The following is a 15,693-nucleotide window of genomic DNA, read 5'->3' as shown; positions in this document are numbered from 1 at the left end:
GGTTACATATATGTCTACTTAAGTGCCACTGCGAACCGGTCAAGGCCGGGGTTGCAGATAGATCATATCAGCGGGAGACGATGCCGGTGCAGCAGGATGGGAAGGCGCGATCGGCAAAGGGTACAGAGCCGGATAGCGCCGTGAGCGCCTTGTCCGCGTGGAGTACGGTCTTCATCTTCTTCCTGCTTTACTCGCTGGCTTATGTCGATCGACAGATACTGAATTTTCTGGTCGATCCGATTTCCCGGACGCTCGGCATCAGTGATTTCCAGTTCAGCCTGGTGCAGGGCGTCGGCTTTGCCCTGCTCTTCACGCTGGCGGGCATTCCGATCGGCTGGCTGGTCGATCACAAGCCGCGGCGGCTGATCATGGGCGCGGGATTGACGATATGGTCGATCGCGGCAGGAATATGCGGGCTCGCCAGCCAATATTGGCAATTATTGCTGGGCCGCATCGGCCTGTCGGTCGGCGAAGCGACACTGGCGCCAGCCTCTTTCTCGATCCTCAGCGATATTTTTCCACCGCGCAAGCTGACGCTGCCGATGACGGTCATGACCTTGGGCGCGAACGCCGGGTCGATCCTGGCGGCGGCGGTAGCGGGCTGGGCAATGGCGGTGGTGCCGGCGGCGGGGGTGGAGGTTCCACTGCTCGGCCGACTGCACAACTGGCAGGTGGCGATGCTGGTGATCGCCGTGCCGGGACTGCTGATGGTACCGACTTTGTTCGCGATCAAGGAGCCGGTGCGACAGCGCGCGGTGGCCGCAGCGCGTCCGGGCAGCAGCGCGATGCTGGCCGCGCTTGGCCATAATCGCCGCTTTTACGGGGGATATTTCACCGGCCTCGGCTTTTATTCGATGGGCAATTATGCCGCGCTGTCCTGGCTGCCGACCTTCTTCATCCGCCAGCATGGCTGGGAAGTGAAGGAGGTCGCGCTCGCGATCGGATCGCTGCATATCGTCGCCGGGCTGACGGGGACGGTGGTCATGGGCTATCTGGTCGACCGATGGTATGCGGCCGGCCGCAAGGATGCGCATTGCCTTTTCCTCGGTATCACATCGATCGTCCAGCTGGTCGCCTTTTCCGCCGCCATGCTGCTCGACAACCCGATGCTGGCGCTGGCCGCGCTGGTGCCTTTCAAGGCGGTTTCCAATTTCAGCGGGATTGGCGCGGCGGGATTGCAGATCTGCACGCCGCGCGAGACGCGGGTTCAGGTCTCGGCGGTCTATCTGCTCGTCTACAGCCTGCTTGGCGCGGGGATCGGACCGACGCTGGTGGCGGTCTTCACCGATTTCATCTTTGCCGATCCGCAGCGGATCGGCAGCGCGATGCTGCTCAGCGTCGCCGGCTGCGCGATCCTGGCGACGGGCTTCCTGCTTTATGCTGCCCCGGCAATGCGGCGCGTGGAATAGGGATTCAGGTCCGGTCCGGCATCGCGGCATGACGCCCGGCGCGACGGCCCGAAAAGACGCCGTCGGCCAGCGACATGCCGCTGATATAGCCAACCGAGCACAGGCCGACCGCCGATCGTCCGGCGGCGAACAGGCCAGTCACAGGCCGACCGTCATCCCCCAGCACAGCGCCGCTCTCCTCGTCCACGCGCAGCCCGCTCAGTGTGAACATTTTCGAGAAGGACAGGCGGTTGGTGACCGACAGATTGACCGCGAAATAGGGACCACCCTGGATCGGCTGAAGATGCTCGGCGAGCTTGCCAAGCGGATCATGTCCTGCGCGCGCCGCGTCATTATAGGCTGCCACGCTCGCCGCCAGCGCTTCGGGCGCGACATGGATCCTGCGCGCCAGCCCCTTGATGCTGGCGCCCACGCGCGTGCCGCCGCCTGCGATATTGAGCAGGGTCGGCGCATAGATGGTCTTGAATTCGGCGCGGCGCGCGGACAGGCATTGCCAGATAGCGTGACGCATGTGCTTGCGATCCATGATCAGCCATGCGCGTCCCTCGGGCTGCCGGGCAATGGCGAGGCCCAGATTGCCGGTATAGGCGTCTTCGTTCAGAAAGCGTTCGCCATGCGCGTTGACGGCGATTCCCTTGATCAGCGCATCGGGCGGGGCGATCGAGCGGTTGAGAAAGACATTGTCGAGCATACCGACCGCGCCGGCGGCGGACTGGCCGAGTTCGATCCCGCTTCCATCGTCGCCAATCGATCCCAGCCGGACGACCGCATGATGATGCGCCGCCAGAAAAGGCTGAGCTTCGCGCAGCTTTTCGAGGTTGAATACATAGCCTCCCGCCGCGATGACCACGCCGCGCCGCGCGCGGATGCGGATGCGCGGGGCTTCGTTGGATTGCTCCAGCGCGCGGCAGGCAGAAATCGCCCGATCCTGTTCGGCCGGCCGCAGCGGCTTGTGCGGAGTGACCGATTGATAAAGGCGGCGATGCTCGTCAGCGGCGGACGGCGCGACAGGCGCAATCTCCACGCCCACCACCGCGCCGTCTGCGTCGAGGATCAGCCTCTTGGCGGGGCTGTGCGTCAACACAGGAATAGCGGCACGCTCGACTGCCTTGCGGAGCACGTCGAAAAAGACATAGCCGGTAAAGCCGGTGCCGATGGCGCGATGCCCGCGCGGGGCGGCAGGCGTGCCGGTCGCCTGCTTATATTGTTTCTCGTTGCCCGAATAATAAAGCGAGCTGGAATAAGGCGGATAATGGGCTTTGTCGGTAAAGACTTGACCGGTGAAAGGCATACCAAGACCGGCAAGCCAGTCGATGTCGCCACGGCTGCCCTGGCAGAAGCGGCGAAGCGCTTCCGGGCTGATCGCGTCACCCAGTTCGGATTCCAGATAGCGCTGCATGGTGTCCGCATCGTCGCGCACGCCCTCGCGCGCCTGCACGCTGGTGCCGCCGGCGTAGATGATGCCGCCGCTATAGGCGGTCGCCCCGCCGCCGTCGAACCGGTCGAGGATCAGCACCTCCGCGCCCTGCGCTTGCGCTTCGAGCGCGGCGCAAGCCCCCGCGCCGCCAAAGCCGATCACAACCACATCGGCTTCCCGGTCCCATTCGATCTGTTCCCCGGCCGCGAGCCGGATCGCCGGTTCGGCGACCGAGATGGCGGGCGCGCTCACGGTTTCACCATTGTCCTTGCGACATCGACGATGCGCGCGCGCGACGGCGCGAAGGCCGATTCCAGCGGCTTGGAGAAGGGGACCGGGCAATAAGCCGAGCCCACCCGCTCGATCGGCGCTGCGAGTGCCCCGAACAGGGCGTGTCCGACCGTCGCGGCGATTTCCGCGCCGACGCCGAACGGCGTGACCGCTTCATGCACAATCATTAGCCGCCCCGTGCGCCCCACCGACGCCAGCACGGCCTCCTGGTCCCAGGGCGAGATGGTGCGCAGGTCGATGACTTCGGCATCGATGCCCGCCGCCGCTAGTTCTTCGGCAGCAGTCAGCGCCTCGACCACCATGCGGGAATAAGCGACGATGGTGAGGTCGCTTCCCTCGCGCATCGTCAGCGCCTTGCCCAGTGGCACGCGCTCGCCGCGCACCAGTTCGCGGCCCCAGGCGGGTGCCCAGTAGCTCGGCATATTCTCGATCACCATCACCGGGTCGGGATCGTCGATCGCCGCGCGCATCAGGCTATAAGCGTCGGCGGGATTGGAAGCGGCGACCACTTTCATGCCGGCGGTATGGGCGAACCATGCCTCCAGATAATCGCAATGCTGGCCGCCACTCGAACGGCCCGATCCGGTCATGGTGCGGATCGCAATCGGTACGCTGGTCTGCCCGCCGGACATGAAGCGCAGCTTGGCGGCGTGATTGACGATCATGTCCATCGCGACGGTGGTGAAGTTCATCAGCATGATCTCCGCCACCGGTCGCCAGCCGCGCAGCGACGCACCGATCGCCGCGCCCATGATCGCCTGTTCGGCGATAGGGGTCGAGCGGACGCGGTGCGACCCGAAACGATTTTCGAGCCCACGGGTGATGCCGACGATGCCGCCGCCTTCGCGGTCGCCGACATCCTCGCCGAGGATCAGCACGCGATCATTGTCGGCCATCGCATCCGCCAGCGCGAGATTGATCGCTTGCAGGATGTTGGGCGCTTTTTGCGCTGCGGCGTCGGTGGTGACAGGTGCGGTTGCGGCCTTCATGCCAGCTCCTCCTCATAGACGTCGCGCTTCAGTTCGGCCTCGTCGGGCCATGCGCTGGCAAGCGCGAAGTCGATCGCCGCGTCGATCTCCGCTTCGATTTCGGCTTCGATCGCGGCGAGCGCCGCGTCGTCGGCGATGCCATCGGCGATCATTTGCGCGCGATAGCGGGGATAAGGATCGGCAGCCATCGCGGCGGCTTTCTCGTCCTTGTCCATATAGCTGTCATCGTCGCCGAAGATATGGCCAAAGAAGCGGAAGGTCATCGCTTCGATCAGCGTCGGTCCTTCGCCGGCGCGGGCGCGGTCCACAGCTTCGCGCGCGGCTGCGTGCATCGCCTTGGGATCATTGCCATCGACGCGCACGGCCGGCATCCCATAGCCGATGCCGCGATCCGCGATGCGCGCGGCCGATGTGCCGGCCGCATAAGCGGTATGTTCGGCAAAGCCGTTATTCTGGCACACGAACACGACCGGCAGCTTCCACAGCGACGCCAGATTGAGGCTTTCGTGAAAAGCGCCGATATTCGATGCGCCGTCGCCAAAATAGGCGACGGTGACGCGACCGTCCTTGTCGAGCTGCGATGACCAGGCAAGGCCGTTGGCGATCGGCAATGAGGAGCCGACGATGCCGGTCGTCACCATCAGCCCCTTGGCCGGGTAAGTGAGGTGCATCGGCCCGCCCTTGCCCTTGCAGGTGCCATCGACGCGCCCCGCCAGTTCAGCCCACAGATCCTTAAGCGGCAATCCCTTCGCCAGCATGTCGTGGATGCCGCGATAGATGGTGCAGATGAAATCCTCATCCGTCAGGCACGCCGACATCGCCGAGGGGATCACTTCCTGCCCGCGATAGCTATAATAGGGCATGACCAGCCGGCCGGCGCGGATGACCTTGCGCGCGCGTTCGTCGTTGAACTTAAGCAGCGCCATGCGGCGGAAGATGTCACGTTGCACCGACGCCGGGAATATATTGGGTCTTTCCGTCATGATTGCCTGCTCTCTCCCGCTCGTGCCGATCGTCGGTCGGCCAACGGCTTTGTATCAATCGACAGATAAATATACAAGTTCGTATATGTAATTACGGATTGGAAGTGGCTGCCAGCGCGGCGTCGAGGCCGCGCATCAGTGCCGTCACGGTGGCGAGGGTGGGGGCGGCTATGCCCAGATCGGCGGCGAAGCGGACCATCTGCCCCAATATCGCCTCGACTTCGGTAGGTCGGGCCTGTTCCACATCCTGAAGCATCGAGGGCCTGATCGCCGAGCGGTCCTTACTGGCGGGAAAAGCGGCGGGATCGAAATCATCGCGCAAATTCCAGCCCATTGCCGCCATGATTTCCAGCAACTCCTCGCGCAGAATGACGATCATGCGCCGCAGATCAGGCCGAAGGGCAAATTCATTCGGGACAAGGCGGGTAAGGGCGCTGATCGGATTGCTGGAGGCATTGTACAACAGCTTGAGCAGGATGATGCGCCAGATCCGGGGAGGGGCGGGCATTGAGGCCAGCGGCGACGAACAGATCGACCGTGCAGCTGAGGCGCGCCGTGGTCTGCCCGTCGGGCTCACCCAATATCCAGTCATTGTGACTGTCATGGACGATCAGGCCGGGCCGAATGATGCGGTTCGCGGAATAAGCGACGCCGCCAATCACGCGCGCGGGGTTGATCTCCTGCGCGATGCGATCCTCGAGGCTGGCGAGCGGAGGACTGTCCGGACAGGCGGCGCCAAGGCCGTGGTTCCACCACCAGGGGAGGCCGTTGGTGATGAAGAGCGCATGGCCATCGGGCGTGAGCAGGCGGCCGACCCGCTCCGCGACCCCGGCAAGCGCGTGCGCCTTCAGCGTGATGATCACCAGATCCTGCGGCTCCAGCGCGTCGGGACGATCGGTGGCGATGTGCGGGTGGAAGCAGGTATCGCCGTCGCCGTCGCCGTCCCGCAGCGTCAGCCCGTCACGCCGTATCGCATCGAGATGCGCGCCGCGCGCCACCAGCGAGATCTGATGTCCTCCGACTGCACCAAGCCGGACCGCAAGATGTCCGCCGATCGCGCCGGCGCCGAAGATGCAGAGCTTCATCGATTCTCACCCGTCCAGCCGGTCCGTCGGGACTCGATCTCCAGACTATATCCGCCACTGTATATGAATGTGCGTCGTGTGCGGACGACAGCCAATCCGCACACATATATGATGACTGCCGCCGGCATGTCGTGCGTTCTCCGCCCTGCGCTAGAATGACGAAGCAGGGCTGACGGGAGAGGCCGGAATGACGGATATGCAAGGCAAGGTCGCGCTGGTGACAGGTGGCGGGTCGGGGATCGGTCGCGCATCTGCGTTGGCGCTCGCGGCAAGTGGCGCTGCTGTGGCGATCGCGGATCTGGATGCGGAGGCGGCGGGATCGGTGGCGGCGGAAATCATCGCGGGGGGAGGGCATGCGCTCGCCCTCGCTGGCGATGCTTCACTCGAACCTGACGTCGCCCGGATGATCGCGGAGGTTGTCGAAGCGCTCGGCGGGCTGGATTATGCGCATAATAATGTCGGCATCGGCTCGTCCGGCCCGACCGTGATCGACCAGAGCGTGGAAGATTGGGATCGGACCATGAACCTGTCGCTCAAATCGGCCTGGCTGGGCATGAAGTATGAAATCCCGGCCATGCTCGCGCGCGGCGGCGGGGCGATCGTCAATACCGCCTCGATGGCGGGAGTGCGTTATTCCCCCGCCGCGTCGCCGGCCTACTCGGCGGCGAAGGCGGGCGTCGTCTTCCTAACGCGCTATACCGCCAATGCCTATGCCGCGCAGAATATCCGCGTCAACAGCGTGTCGCCGGGCCTGACCGCTACGCCGCATATCCAGCAGCATTTCACGCTTGAGCAGCAAGCGGACATGACGCGCGGCGGCCAGTTGATCACGCGCGCGGTGCTGCCGGAGGAAATTGCCGAAGCGGTGCTGTTCCTGCTGTCCGACCGGTCGGCGATGATCACCGGCACCAATCAGGAAGTGTGCGGAGGCGCGCGTTGAGGGCGGTCGCGCGCATTGTCTGAAGCGACCTTTATGAAGCCAGCGACGTATAGGAATGGGGGTGACATGACTTCTGTCTTGCCGGAGCACATGATCGGCATGGTGCGACACTATGCCGCACTGTTCAGCGCTGGGGATCGCGAAGGCTGGCTCGCCCTTTTTGTGGAAGCGCCGCTGATTACCGAGCCGGCTCACGCTGCACCCTGTGAGGGTCGCGCGCCGCTGGAGCAGGCATTCGACCGGACCCGGGCGAGCGGAACCTGCGTCGCGCTGGAAAGCCGCCATCCGGCCATCCGTAATGTATACGGACGTGTATAATTAATGGCGCGCGGGTAATCATGTCCGGGCCGGACATCGAATCCGACGGGAGAGGAGCAATGATGGTCAGCCAGAGCGTGTTCGACGTTCGTCCGATGAAGGTTGGAGCGGAAATCGTGAATTTGAGCCTGTCGGATATCGACAGGGCGGACGTTCGCGATGCGCTGTATCGGGCATGGATGGATCACGGCCTGTTGCTGTTCCGCTTTCCCGGCATCACCAATGCGCAGCATCTGGAGCTGAGCCGCGTCTTTGGCGAACTGGAGCGGCATCCGGTGCCGGAAATCTGGGCCAAGGACGAACCATTGCTGATCGAGCTGGGCGGCGACAAGCGCGGACCGGCCTATATGTTCGACGACGAACCCGAAGTGAGCATCGGCCGGCTGCCGTGGCATCGCGACACCGCCTACACCAAGGATATCTGCAAGGGCGCGATGTTGCGGATGGTCGATGTTGCGGAATCGGGAGGACAGACATTATTCGCCGACTCCGCGAAGGCTTACGACCTGCTGTCGCCCGAGATGCAGCGTAGGCTGGAGGGCTTGGAATATAAGGCGACGCTGCGGGTCGGACCGTTCGAGCAGACCCGGCCCGGCGCGCTCTGGAAGGCCGTGCGCGCGGCCACCGCAGAGGAAAATCCCGGCGGCAAGCTGAGCGAGAATGTGACGCCCGAAATCAAGGCGCGTTACCCGTCGGTCGTTCATCCTGTCATTGTCACCCATCCCGAATCCGGCCGCAATTGCCTGTCCCCCAGCCCGACCTATGTCGATCATTTCCTGGGCTTGTCGCAGGCCGATAGCGACGCGCTGCTGGGCGAACTGGCGGCAGCGGTGACGCGGCCCGAAGTGACCTACGCCCATGACTGGCAGGTGGACGACCTGCTGCTCTGGGACAATCGCCGCATGTTGCACGCCGCCGCCGGCTATCCGCCGCGCTGTTCGCGCAAAGGGCTGCGCACGACGCTGGCCGGTTCGATGCGCACGGGCCGCATGTTCGACGAGACGGCGGCCGAGGACTGGCCGGTCATGGCCGACTGACCTTCCAAAAGACGGAGTATCGCTTTGCGCACTACCATCATTACCGGGGCCGGGGCGGGCATCGGACGCGCGCTTGCCGATCTGTTGCGATCGCGTGGCGAGCAGGTCGTCGGGATCGACCTGAAGGACGCGGATTGCACAGCGGACCTGTCGAAAGAGGAGGAGCGCAGCCGGGTCGTCGCGCATATTCTGGCAACGCAGGCGCGGATCGATGCGGTGGTGACCTGTGCCGGCATTTCGCCGCCCGCTACGGGCGACCAGATCATATCAGTCAATTATTTCGGCTCGGTGCGCCTGCTTGAGGGGCTGCTGCCGCGCCTGCAAGAGGCGGATGCGCCGCGCGCAGTCGTCATTTCCTCGGTGGCGTCGCTCTATACGCCCGGAGACGAACTGGTGAACGCTTGCCTCGCGGACGACGAGGCGGGCGGGCGCGCCATCGCGGCCAATGACGCCAGCCTTGCCTATCGCTCGTCGAAGCGCGCGATGACGCAATGGGTGCGGCGGACGGCCGCGACGCCGCAATGGGGGGGGCGGGGCGTGCTGCTCAACGGCATCTCCCCCGGCATGGTGCTCAGCCGCATGGGGCAAGCCGCGCTTGCGACGCCGGAGGGGCGCGAGAATATCGCGCGCAACGTGCCCACCGCGGTAAGGGATTATGCAGATCCCGCCGATATCGCACCGACGCTGGCTTTCCTGGCGAGCGCGGACAATCGCTTCATGGTCGGGCAGGTGCCCTTCGTGGACGGGGGCGCCGACGTCCTGCTGCGCGGCGACCAGCCGCTTTGAAACGGTGCGGGTTATGACCGGAGAAGGGCTGAACGCTGACATGAACAGTGATGTCGGGCCGCGTTGGGCGGACTATGATCATTTGCAGATGGCCGCGATGGAAGATCCCGTGCCGATGCTCCAGACGCTGCGTGCGACATGCCCGGTCGGGCATAGCGAACGGTTCGGCGGCTTTTACGTGCTTACCCGCTATGCCGATTGCGTGGCGGCCGCGCTCGACCCGCGCCTCAGCAATTCGCCCGACAAAGGGCCGGGAGCCGGCTTCCCGTCATCGGGCAAGCGCGCTGCGGCGCTGCGAGTGCCGATGCATTCCGACGATGGCGAGCGGCATCGCCAGTTTCGGATGCAGATGCAGCGCATCTTTTCGCCCAAATTCGCCAGGTCGCTGCTTGGCGAAGTGCGGGAGATTTGCGACCAGCTGATCGACGGCTTCATCGAGACGGGGACATGCGACCTGGCGGACGGGTACAGCATCGAACTTCCCGCCATCCTGATCGCGCGCCTGCTCGACCTTCCGAACGACCGGCGGCGGGAGTTTCAGGGATGGGCGTCTGATCTGGTCGCGACCGCCAATCCTGAATCGCTCCAGAAGATGGTCGATTATACCGCCGAGCTTTACGAGGAACGCAGGCGCAATCCGGGTGCGGATGTGCCGAGCCAGCTACTGTCGCTCGAAGTAGAGGGGCGCGGCATCACCGCCGACGAGTGGCGCGGCATGGTCATGCTGCTGGTGCTAGGCGGGCTGGACACGACCGCCAATGCCGGCGGTTATATTTTTCACATGCTGGCGATGGACCCGGCGCTGCGCGCCTGGCTGGTCGAGGACAAGAGCCGCATTGCGCCGGCCATTCCCGAATTCCTCCGCCTTATCAGCCCTGTGCCGCAACATTCGCGCGGCGTGACCGAGGATGTCGAGATTGGCGGGCATATGTTCCGCAAGGGCGATGTGGTGCAGTTGAACTGGCTTGCGGCAAATCACGACCCGGAAAAATATGGCGATCCCGACAGCTTTCAGGCCGAGCGCAAGACGAGCGATCATCTGGGCTTCGGCTATGGGCCGCATCTGTGCCTAGGGCGGCATCTGGCGCTGGTCGAGCTGGAAATCATGATCGAGCGGGTGCTGGAGCGCCTTCCCGATTATGCATTGGTCGAAGGGGGCACCGAGCGCTTTCCGAGCCTGAACCGGGGCATGAGCCATTTGCGCGTGACCTTCACGCCAGGACTGAAGCTGGGGCAGGAATAGGCGCTGCGGCGTCGCGGAAAGGAAGCGGGATGTTGCTCGTTCGCTATGATCATGCCGGATCGGTGCAGGCCGGTTTTCTGGAAGGCGCGGAGATCCACCCCTGTGAAGGCAGCATCGCGGCGGGTTTCGCACCAATGGCGGAGGCAGCGGCGATTCCCCTTGCGCAGGTCCGCCTGCTCGCGCCGGTCGTGCCCGGCAAGATCGTGGCGGTCGGCCCCAATTATCGCGCGCATCTGGCGGGCCGGCCCTTGCCGTCGCGCCCGTTCCTGTGGATCAAGCCGCCGTCCACCCTGGCCAATCCGGGCGATCCCATCATGCTACCCGACGAGGATGCCGACGCGGTCTATAATCATGAAAGCGAACTGGCGATCGTCATCGGCCGGCGCGGACGGCACATCCCGGTCGAACGGGCGGCGTCCTATATATTCGGCTATAGCTGCATCAACGATGTGACGGCCGGCGACATGACCGACAAAGCGGCATTCCGCGCGTCCGCAGCCTTTGTCGATGGCAAGATTCACGATAGCTTCGCCCCGATCGGCCCGGCGATCGCGACCGGCTTCGACCCCGACGACGTCCGCATCCTGTGCCGGGTTAACGGTGAGGTCCGCCAGGATCATCGTTCGTCGGACATGATCTGGTCCTGCGCGGAACTGGTCGCCCGCATTTCCCGCGTGATGACGCTGGAGCCGGGGGATGTGATCGCCACCGGCTCGCCGCCCGGCTCCGCCCCTATGCGGCAAGGCGACAGGGTGGAAGTGGAGATTGCCGGGATCGGCATACTTGCCAATCCGGTCGTTGGGGGCGCGGCCTGAGCCGGAGCGTGCGCCCGGTCATCGCAGCGGCTGGACAAATGGCCGCTTTAAGTATACGTATATGTATATATTCTGACGATCCGCGCGAGGAGCCTTCCGCTGCGGAAATATGGCTTCGAGGGAAGCGCGGGAGAGGTGACTCATATGGTTGACGACGCTGGCCATCACGTAAATCGTCCTGACGATGGGCCGGTCCTGCCTTCCCAATGGAAGACCGGAGAATATGGCGTACCCGTCGCCCGCTACACCGCGCGCGAATTTGCCGCGCTCGAAGCGGAACGGTTGTGGCCCAAAGTCTGGCAGATGGCAGGACGCGAGGACGAGATCGCCAATCCCGGCGATTATCTGGTATATGAGATACTCAATCATTCGGTCGTCGTGGTGCGGGTCGACGCGCATACCGTCAAAGCCTATCATAATGTCTGCCCGCATCGCGCCACTGCGCTCGCGACGGGGACCGGGCGCTTCCAGCTTGAGCAGATCATCTGCCCTTTCCACGGCTGGAAATGGAACCTCAAGGGCGAGAATATCGACATTCTCAATCCCGAGGAATTCAAGGGCGGCTGTCTGAAAGCGGAGGACGTCGCCTTGCGCGTAGTGCATGTGCGGCTCTGGGCCGGGTTCATTTTCATCAACCTCGATCCGAACCCGCCGTCATTCGACGAGATATTCGCGCCCGTGAACGATCTGGTGAAGGGCGTCGGCCTCGCCGACATGAAATATCATTATCATTTTCAGGCACGTGTGAACGCGAACTGGAAAGTGGCGCAGGAGGCCTTCATGGAGGCCTATCACGTTCCGGCGACCCATCCCCAGCTTGTACGCGGGATGACCGCCGAAGTCGCGGTGTCGATCTTCGCTTATGAGCCGCAAGCCAATGGGCATGGCGTCTTCCATTCCGCCGGCGCGACGATGCAGGGACGGATGCCCAAGGACCGGCTGGCGGCCATGTCGCAGGATGAGCAGACCGACGCCCTGCTGCGCAACCTGGTCAACATGCATCAAGGGCACGACGCGCAAATCCACCTGGAGGATGTCGAGATCGCGCGATCGATGCGGCATCGCCCGCTGCCGGAAGGGCAGTCGGTCGGCCAGGCTTTCATGCAGGCGATGCGCGACCATTATGAAGGGCAGGGGCGTCCACTGGGCGACTTTGAAAGCCTGTCAAAATGCGTCGATATGTTCCTGTTTCCCCATGTCACTTTCCTGCCGACATTCGGCAATGCAGTAATGTATCGTGCGCGCCCGGCCCCTGACAATGATCCCGACTGGTGCATTTTCGATATGTATGCGATCCGCACCTACGCCGAAGGTGCGAAGCCGCCGCGGTGGAACACGGTCTATGCGCAAGGCGACCTTGCCGATCCGAAGACCTGGTATCTGATACCCAGCCAGGATTTCAATTCGATCACCCGGCAGCAGCAGGGGATGAAGTCGTCAGGCATTTCCCATACTTTGATGGCGAGCCATCAAGAGAGCGTCATTTTCAACATGCACCGCGAACTTGACTGTTATCTGCAAGGACGGCCAGCGACGGTTGCGCCGGATGCGGCTGCATCGCTCGAACCGGCTGCGGGTTAGCGGCAGACGGAGAACATAAAAAAGGGCGCCTCGCAAAAGGCGCCCTTTTTTTGGCTCGAAGGCAGGGGGAGGGCGGTTCCCGGTGCGATCAGCGCCGGAAACCGCCATGCCGTATCAGAAGGCCGCGCCGATTTCGATGCCGTAGGTCCGGGGCGAGTTGGGAATGAAATTGTCGCTCGCCGAGGAATAGGCCGGATAAATCTCGTTGGCGAAGTTGTTCACGAAGCCGGCGATCTTGAACTTGGCACCGCCGACATCGATGTCCTGAAGCGTCAGGCGGGCATTGCCCTCATGCTGCTCGACCGGGAAGACATAGGCTGAGGCTGCAATGCGGCCCTGACCGATCACGTCCGACGCGAAGCTATAGTCGATATGCGCGACCAGCTGCCCGCCGAAACTGAAGCGCGGGAAAGAATAATCGAGCTGCGCACTGCCCGTCCAGCGGGGCGTGTTCTGCACGAAATAGACCGAACGCGCCGCTGGATTGGCGATCAGATTGTTCAGCGCCAGCAGTTCGGGTGGCAATTTATAGCTTGTGTGCGACATCGACAGCGACAGAGTCAGGTCGCGGGTCGGAGCGAGGATGGTTTCGATTTCGACACCGCGCACTCGCGTTTTTCCGGGCGTGTTAATGACGTCGGTCAGCTGTGGATTATTCTGCGGATCGGGCTGGATGGTCAGCTGGCGATTGCGGATCTGATTCTCGAACGCCGCGACGTTGATACGCAGATGCCCGTTCAGCAGATCGCTCTTGAGGCCGGCTTCATAGGCTTTGTTGACCTCGACGCCGAAAGGCACGAAGCCCGGCGAGCGCACGCCGATACCGCCCGACTTATACGCCTGGGCATAGCGGAAATAGGCGTTGACCGTTCGGCTGATATCATAAGCGATCGTCGCCGCCGGATCCCAGCGCGAGGTGGAGAAGGGCTGACCCTGCAAGGTCGGGACCGTCGTTACGCCCAGCAGGACCGTCGGCGTCGAGCCGGTCAGCCCGTTCAGCTTGCTGCGGAAAAAGGTCTTGCGGTCGTCGGTGTAGCGCAGGCCGCCGGTCAAATGCAGGCGTCCGTCCGCGAAATCGGGCGACCAAGTTAGCTGCGCGAAGCCCGCATAAGTACGGGTGTTTGCGGAGATGGTCGTCCGCCCGTCGCCCGCCACGCCGGCGGACAGGAACGGATTGACCGCCAGGAACTGCGTATAGTCCGCGCTGGTGAACAGGATGGAACTGGACGTTCCGACGCGCTGATCGACGACCTTTTCATGATAATAATAAGCGCCCAGCACATATTGTAGCGTGTCGGTCGATCCGACGAGTTGGAGTTCCTCGCTGAACGTCTTGCTGTTCACTGCATCGATCGTCTGGTTGTTGCCGCCGATCGCATAAACACGGGTCGTGGGATCAATGCCGAGCGGCTGGTCTGCATAGACGGGCTTGAAGTCCGCAGCCGTGCGGATGCCCGTCTGCGGCGTGAAGGCGAGCGATGCGCCGGCCTGGTAAGAGCCGCCATAGATCAGCTTGCGATAACCCGTGATCGACTTCAGCGTGATGTCGTCGTTCAGCTCATACGCCATGTTGAGCGTATGCGCGCGAGTATTGGTCTTGAAACCGTCCGAATAAAGTTCGGTGAACGATTTTTTGGGAAAGATATTCACGCTCGGTTCGCGGGTAATCGCTGGCTGCAGGAGCAGCGACGGCCGGACGTAGAGAGGATTGGGCACGGCGCCGGGATCGACCAGCCCGTTATAGGCGTTGGTCGCCTGCGCGTCGATATGGTCATAGGCATAATCGATGGTGACTGCATCGATCGGCTGCCAGCGCACCGACCCGCGATAGCCGGTAATATTGCGCCGGCCGAAAGCATTCTGCCGGGCGAGACGCGCCAGGCGGGTGACGCCGTTCCGGGTAAAGCCGTTCAGTTCATCCTGGAGGAAGTCGAGCTTCACGGAAAAACCTGCGATCTCCGGGAGGTTGAGGTGCGCAACATAAGTGCGCGCGCCATAATTGCCGACCGTCACCTTGCCGTCGCCGCCGAATTCGCCGGTCGGCTTCTTGGTCACGATGCGAATGGCGCCGCCCTCGGCATTGCGGCCGAACAGCGTCCCCTGCGGACCTTTGAGCACTTCGATACGCTCGGGGTCGGACAGTTGCTGGCCCGCGCCCTGCGCGCGGCTGACATAGACATCGTCCACATAGATGGCGACGCCGGGTTCCACCGTGCCCTGGCTGGTATCGGACGTGGTGATACCACGCAGATCGAGGATCATGGAGAGCGGGCTACCGCCCTGGCCCTGCGCACGCAGGCCGGGTACGGGCACGCGCTGGAAATCCGCCACTGAGCGGACGCCCTTGGTTTCGAGCGCGTTGGCGCTCAGCGCCGAAATGGAAATCGGCACCTTTTGCAGGCTTTCCTCGCGCTTTTGCGCGGTCACCACGATTTCCTCGATCGCGCCGTCGGACTCGGCGGCAGCAGGTGTCACCGCCGGCGCGGCCTGTTGCGCCCAGCATGGGCTGGCGAGCATCGACGCGCTCAGCAGCGCGAGCCTACGAATGGATGGCACGATATAATCCTCCCCTTATGCACTTCAGGCGACCGCCGGACCTCCGGCTGTCGTGTTCCAAAGCATTTAGTATACATTCATGTATATATAGTAGAAGCATCTAGGAAAGATGTTTCGCCGGCGCGCTGCGGGCGCCGGCCCAGCTAATGCGGTGGGAACGCCCTAAATTCAGCGGCTGAATGCCAAAATCGCGGGCAAATGCCTAGAGCCATGTTGCTGATGGACGGGCGCCAGATTTCGGAA

General features: G+C 63.3%; 14 protein-coding genes. 8 read left to right on the top strand and 6 right to left on the bottom strand.

Annotation, left to right across the window (positions count from 1 at the left end; translation table 11 throughout):
* Positions 1-140 precede the first annotated feature (140 nt).
* The gene (locus IWY39_RS18605; protein ID WP_181316749.1) at positions 141-1,409 is read left to right on the top strand and encodes an MFS transporter; all 1,269 of its coding nucleotides are present in this window, start codon (positions 141-143) and stop codon (positions 1,407-1,409) included.
* A 4-nt stretch (positions 1,410-1,413) separates the two neighbouring features.
* Here the strand turns inward: IWY39_RS18605 and IWY39_RS18600 are convergent, their stop codons facing one another.
* From IWY39_RS18600 to IWY39_RS18580, 5 genes are all read right to left on the bottom strand, one after another.
* The gene (locus tag IWY39_RS18600) at positions 1,414-3,078 is read right to left on the bottom strand and encodes an FAD-binding protein (RefSeq protein ID WP_181316750.1); all 1,665 of its coding nucleotides are present in this window, start codon (positions 3,076-3,078) and stop codon (positions 1,414-1,416) included.
* On the bottom strand, positions 3,075-4,106 hold the full coding sequence (locus IWY39_RS18595) for an alpha-ketoacid dehydrogenase subunit beta (protein ID WP_107124853.1): 1,032 nt from the start codon (positions 4,104-4,106) through the stop codon (positions 3,075-3,077). The genes IWY39_RS18600 and IWY39_RS18595 overlap by 4 nt, the downstream gene beginning before the upstream one ends.
* Positions 4,103-5,089 carry a thiamine pyrophosphate-dependent dehydrogenase E1 component subunit alpha gene (locus IWY39_RS18590; RefSeq protein ID WP_107124854.1) on the bottom strand — a complete coding sequence of 329 codons (987 nt, stop codon included), beginning with the start codon at positions 5,087-5,089 and terminating at the stop codon, positions 4,103-4,105. The genes IWY39_RS18595 and IWY39_RS18590 overlap by 4 nt, the downstream gene beginning before the upstream one ends.
* A gap of 91 nt (positions 5,090-5,180) precedes the next feature.
* On the bottom strand, positions 5,181-5,597 hold the full coding sequence (locus IWY39_RS18585) for a ketopantoate reductase family protein (RefSeq protein ID WP_229380643.1): 417 nt from the start codon (positions 5,595-5,597) through the stop codon (positions 5,181-5,183).
* Positions 5,497-6,174 (bottom strand): ketopantoate reductase family protein, encoded by a 678-nt coding sequence (locus tag IWY39_RS18580; protein ID WP_107124856.1) that lies wholly within the window; start codon positions 6,172-6,174, stop codon positions 5,497-5,499. The genes IWY39_RS18585 and IWY39_RS18580 overlap by 101 nt, the downstream gene beginning before the upstream one ends.
* Positions 6,175-6,361: 187 nt before the next feature.
* Between IWY39_RS18580 and IWY39_RS18575 the strand changes: the two genes are divergently transcribed.
* The 7 genes from IWY39_RS18575 to IWY39_RS18545 all read left to right on the top strand — a co-directional run bounded on the left by IWY39_RS18575 (position 6,362) and on the right by IWY39_RS18545 (position 12,894).
* Positions 6,362-7,114, top strand: coding sequence for an SDR family NAD(P)-dependent oxidoreductase (locus IWY39_RS18575; protein WP_107124857.1), 753 nt, complete (start codon positions 6,362-6,364; stop codon positions 7,112-7,114).
* Between the two features lie 90 nt (positions 7,115-7,204).
* Positions 7,205-7,432 carry a hypothetical protein gene (locus IWY39_RS18570; protein ID WP_107124858.1) on the top strand — a complete coding sequence of 76 codons (228 nt, stop codon included), beginning with the start codon at positions 7,205-7,207 and terminating at the stop codon, positions 7,430-7,432.
* Positions 7,433-7,491: 59 nt separating this feature from the next.
* A complete protein-coding gene (locus IWY39_RS18565; protein WP_181316752.1) occupies positions 7,492-8,469 on the top strand; it encodes a TauD/TfdA dioxygenase family protein in 978 nt (325 codons plus the stop codon).
* Positions 8,470-8,493: 24 nt separating this feature from the next.
* Positions 8,494-9,255 (top strand): SDR family oxidoreductase, encoded by a 762-nt coding sequence (locus IWY39_RS18560; protein WP_196871675.1) that lies wholly within the window; start codon positions 8,494-8,496, stop codon positions 9,253-9,255.
* A gap of 40 nt (positions 9,256-9,295) precedes the next feature.
* Positions 9,296-10,498, top strand: a complete 1,203-nt coding sequence (locus tag IWY39_RS18555) for a cytochrome P450 (RefSeq protein ID WP_181316753.1) — start codon at positions 9,296-9,298, stop codon at positions 10,496-10,498.
* Between the two features lie 29 nt (positions 10,499-10,527).
* Positions 10,528-11,313 carry a fumarylacetoacetate hydrolase family protein gene (locus IWY39_RS18550; RefSeq protein ID WP_107124862.1) on the top strand — a complete coding sequence of 262 codons (786 nt, stop codon included), beginning with the start codon at positions 10,528-10,530 and terminating at the stop codon, positions 11,311-11,313.
* Positions 11,314-11,457: 144 nt separating this feature from the next.
* On the top strand, positions 11,458-12,894 hold the full coding sequence (locus IWY39_RS18545; RefSeq protein WP_107124863.1) for an aromatic ring-hydroxylating oxygenase subunit alpha: 1,437 nt from the start codon (positions 11,458-11,460) through the stop codon (positions 12,892-12,894).
* Positions 12,895-13,008: 114 nt separating this feature from the next.
* Here the strand turns inward: IWY39_RS18545 and IWY39_RS18540 are convergent, their stop codons facing one another.
* Positions 13,009-15,450: a TonB-dependent receptor gene (locus IWY39_RS18540; RefSeq protein ID WP_145169843.1), complete on the bottom strand. Its 2,442-nt coding sequence runs from the start codon at positions 15,448-15,450 to the stop codon at positions 13,009-13,011.
* Between the last annotated feature and the right edge of the window lie 243 nt (positions 15,451-15,693).

Source organism: Sphingobium sp. JAI105 (genome assembly GCF_015752145.1).
Classification (GTDB): Bacteria; Pseudomonadota; Alphaproteobacteria; order Sphingomonadales; family Sphingomonadaceae; genus Sphingobium; species Sphingobium xenophagum.
The sequence above is the reverse complement of the archived record's forward strand: the minus strand, read 5'-3'. Positions and strand labels throughout refer to the sequence as shown.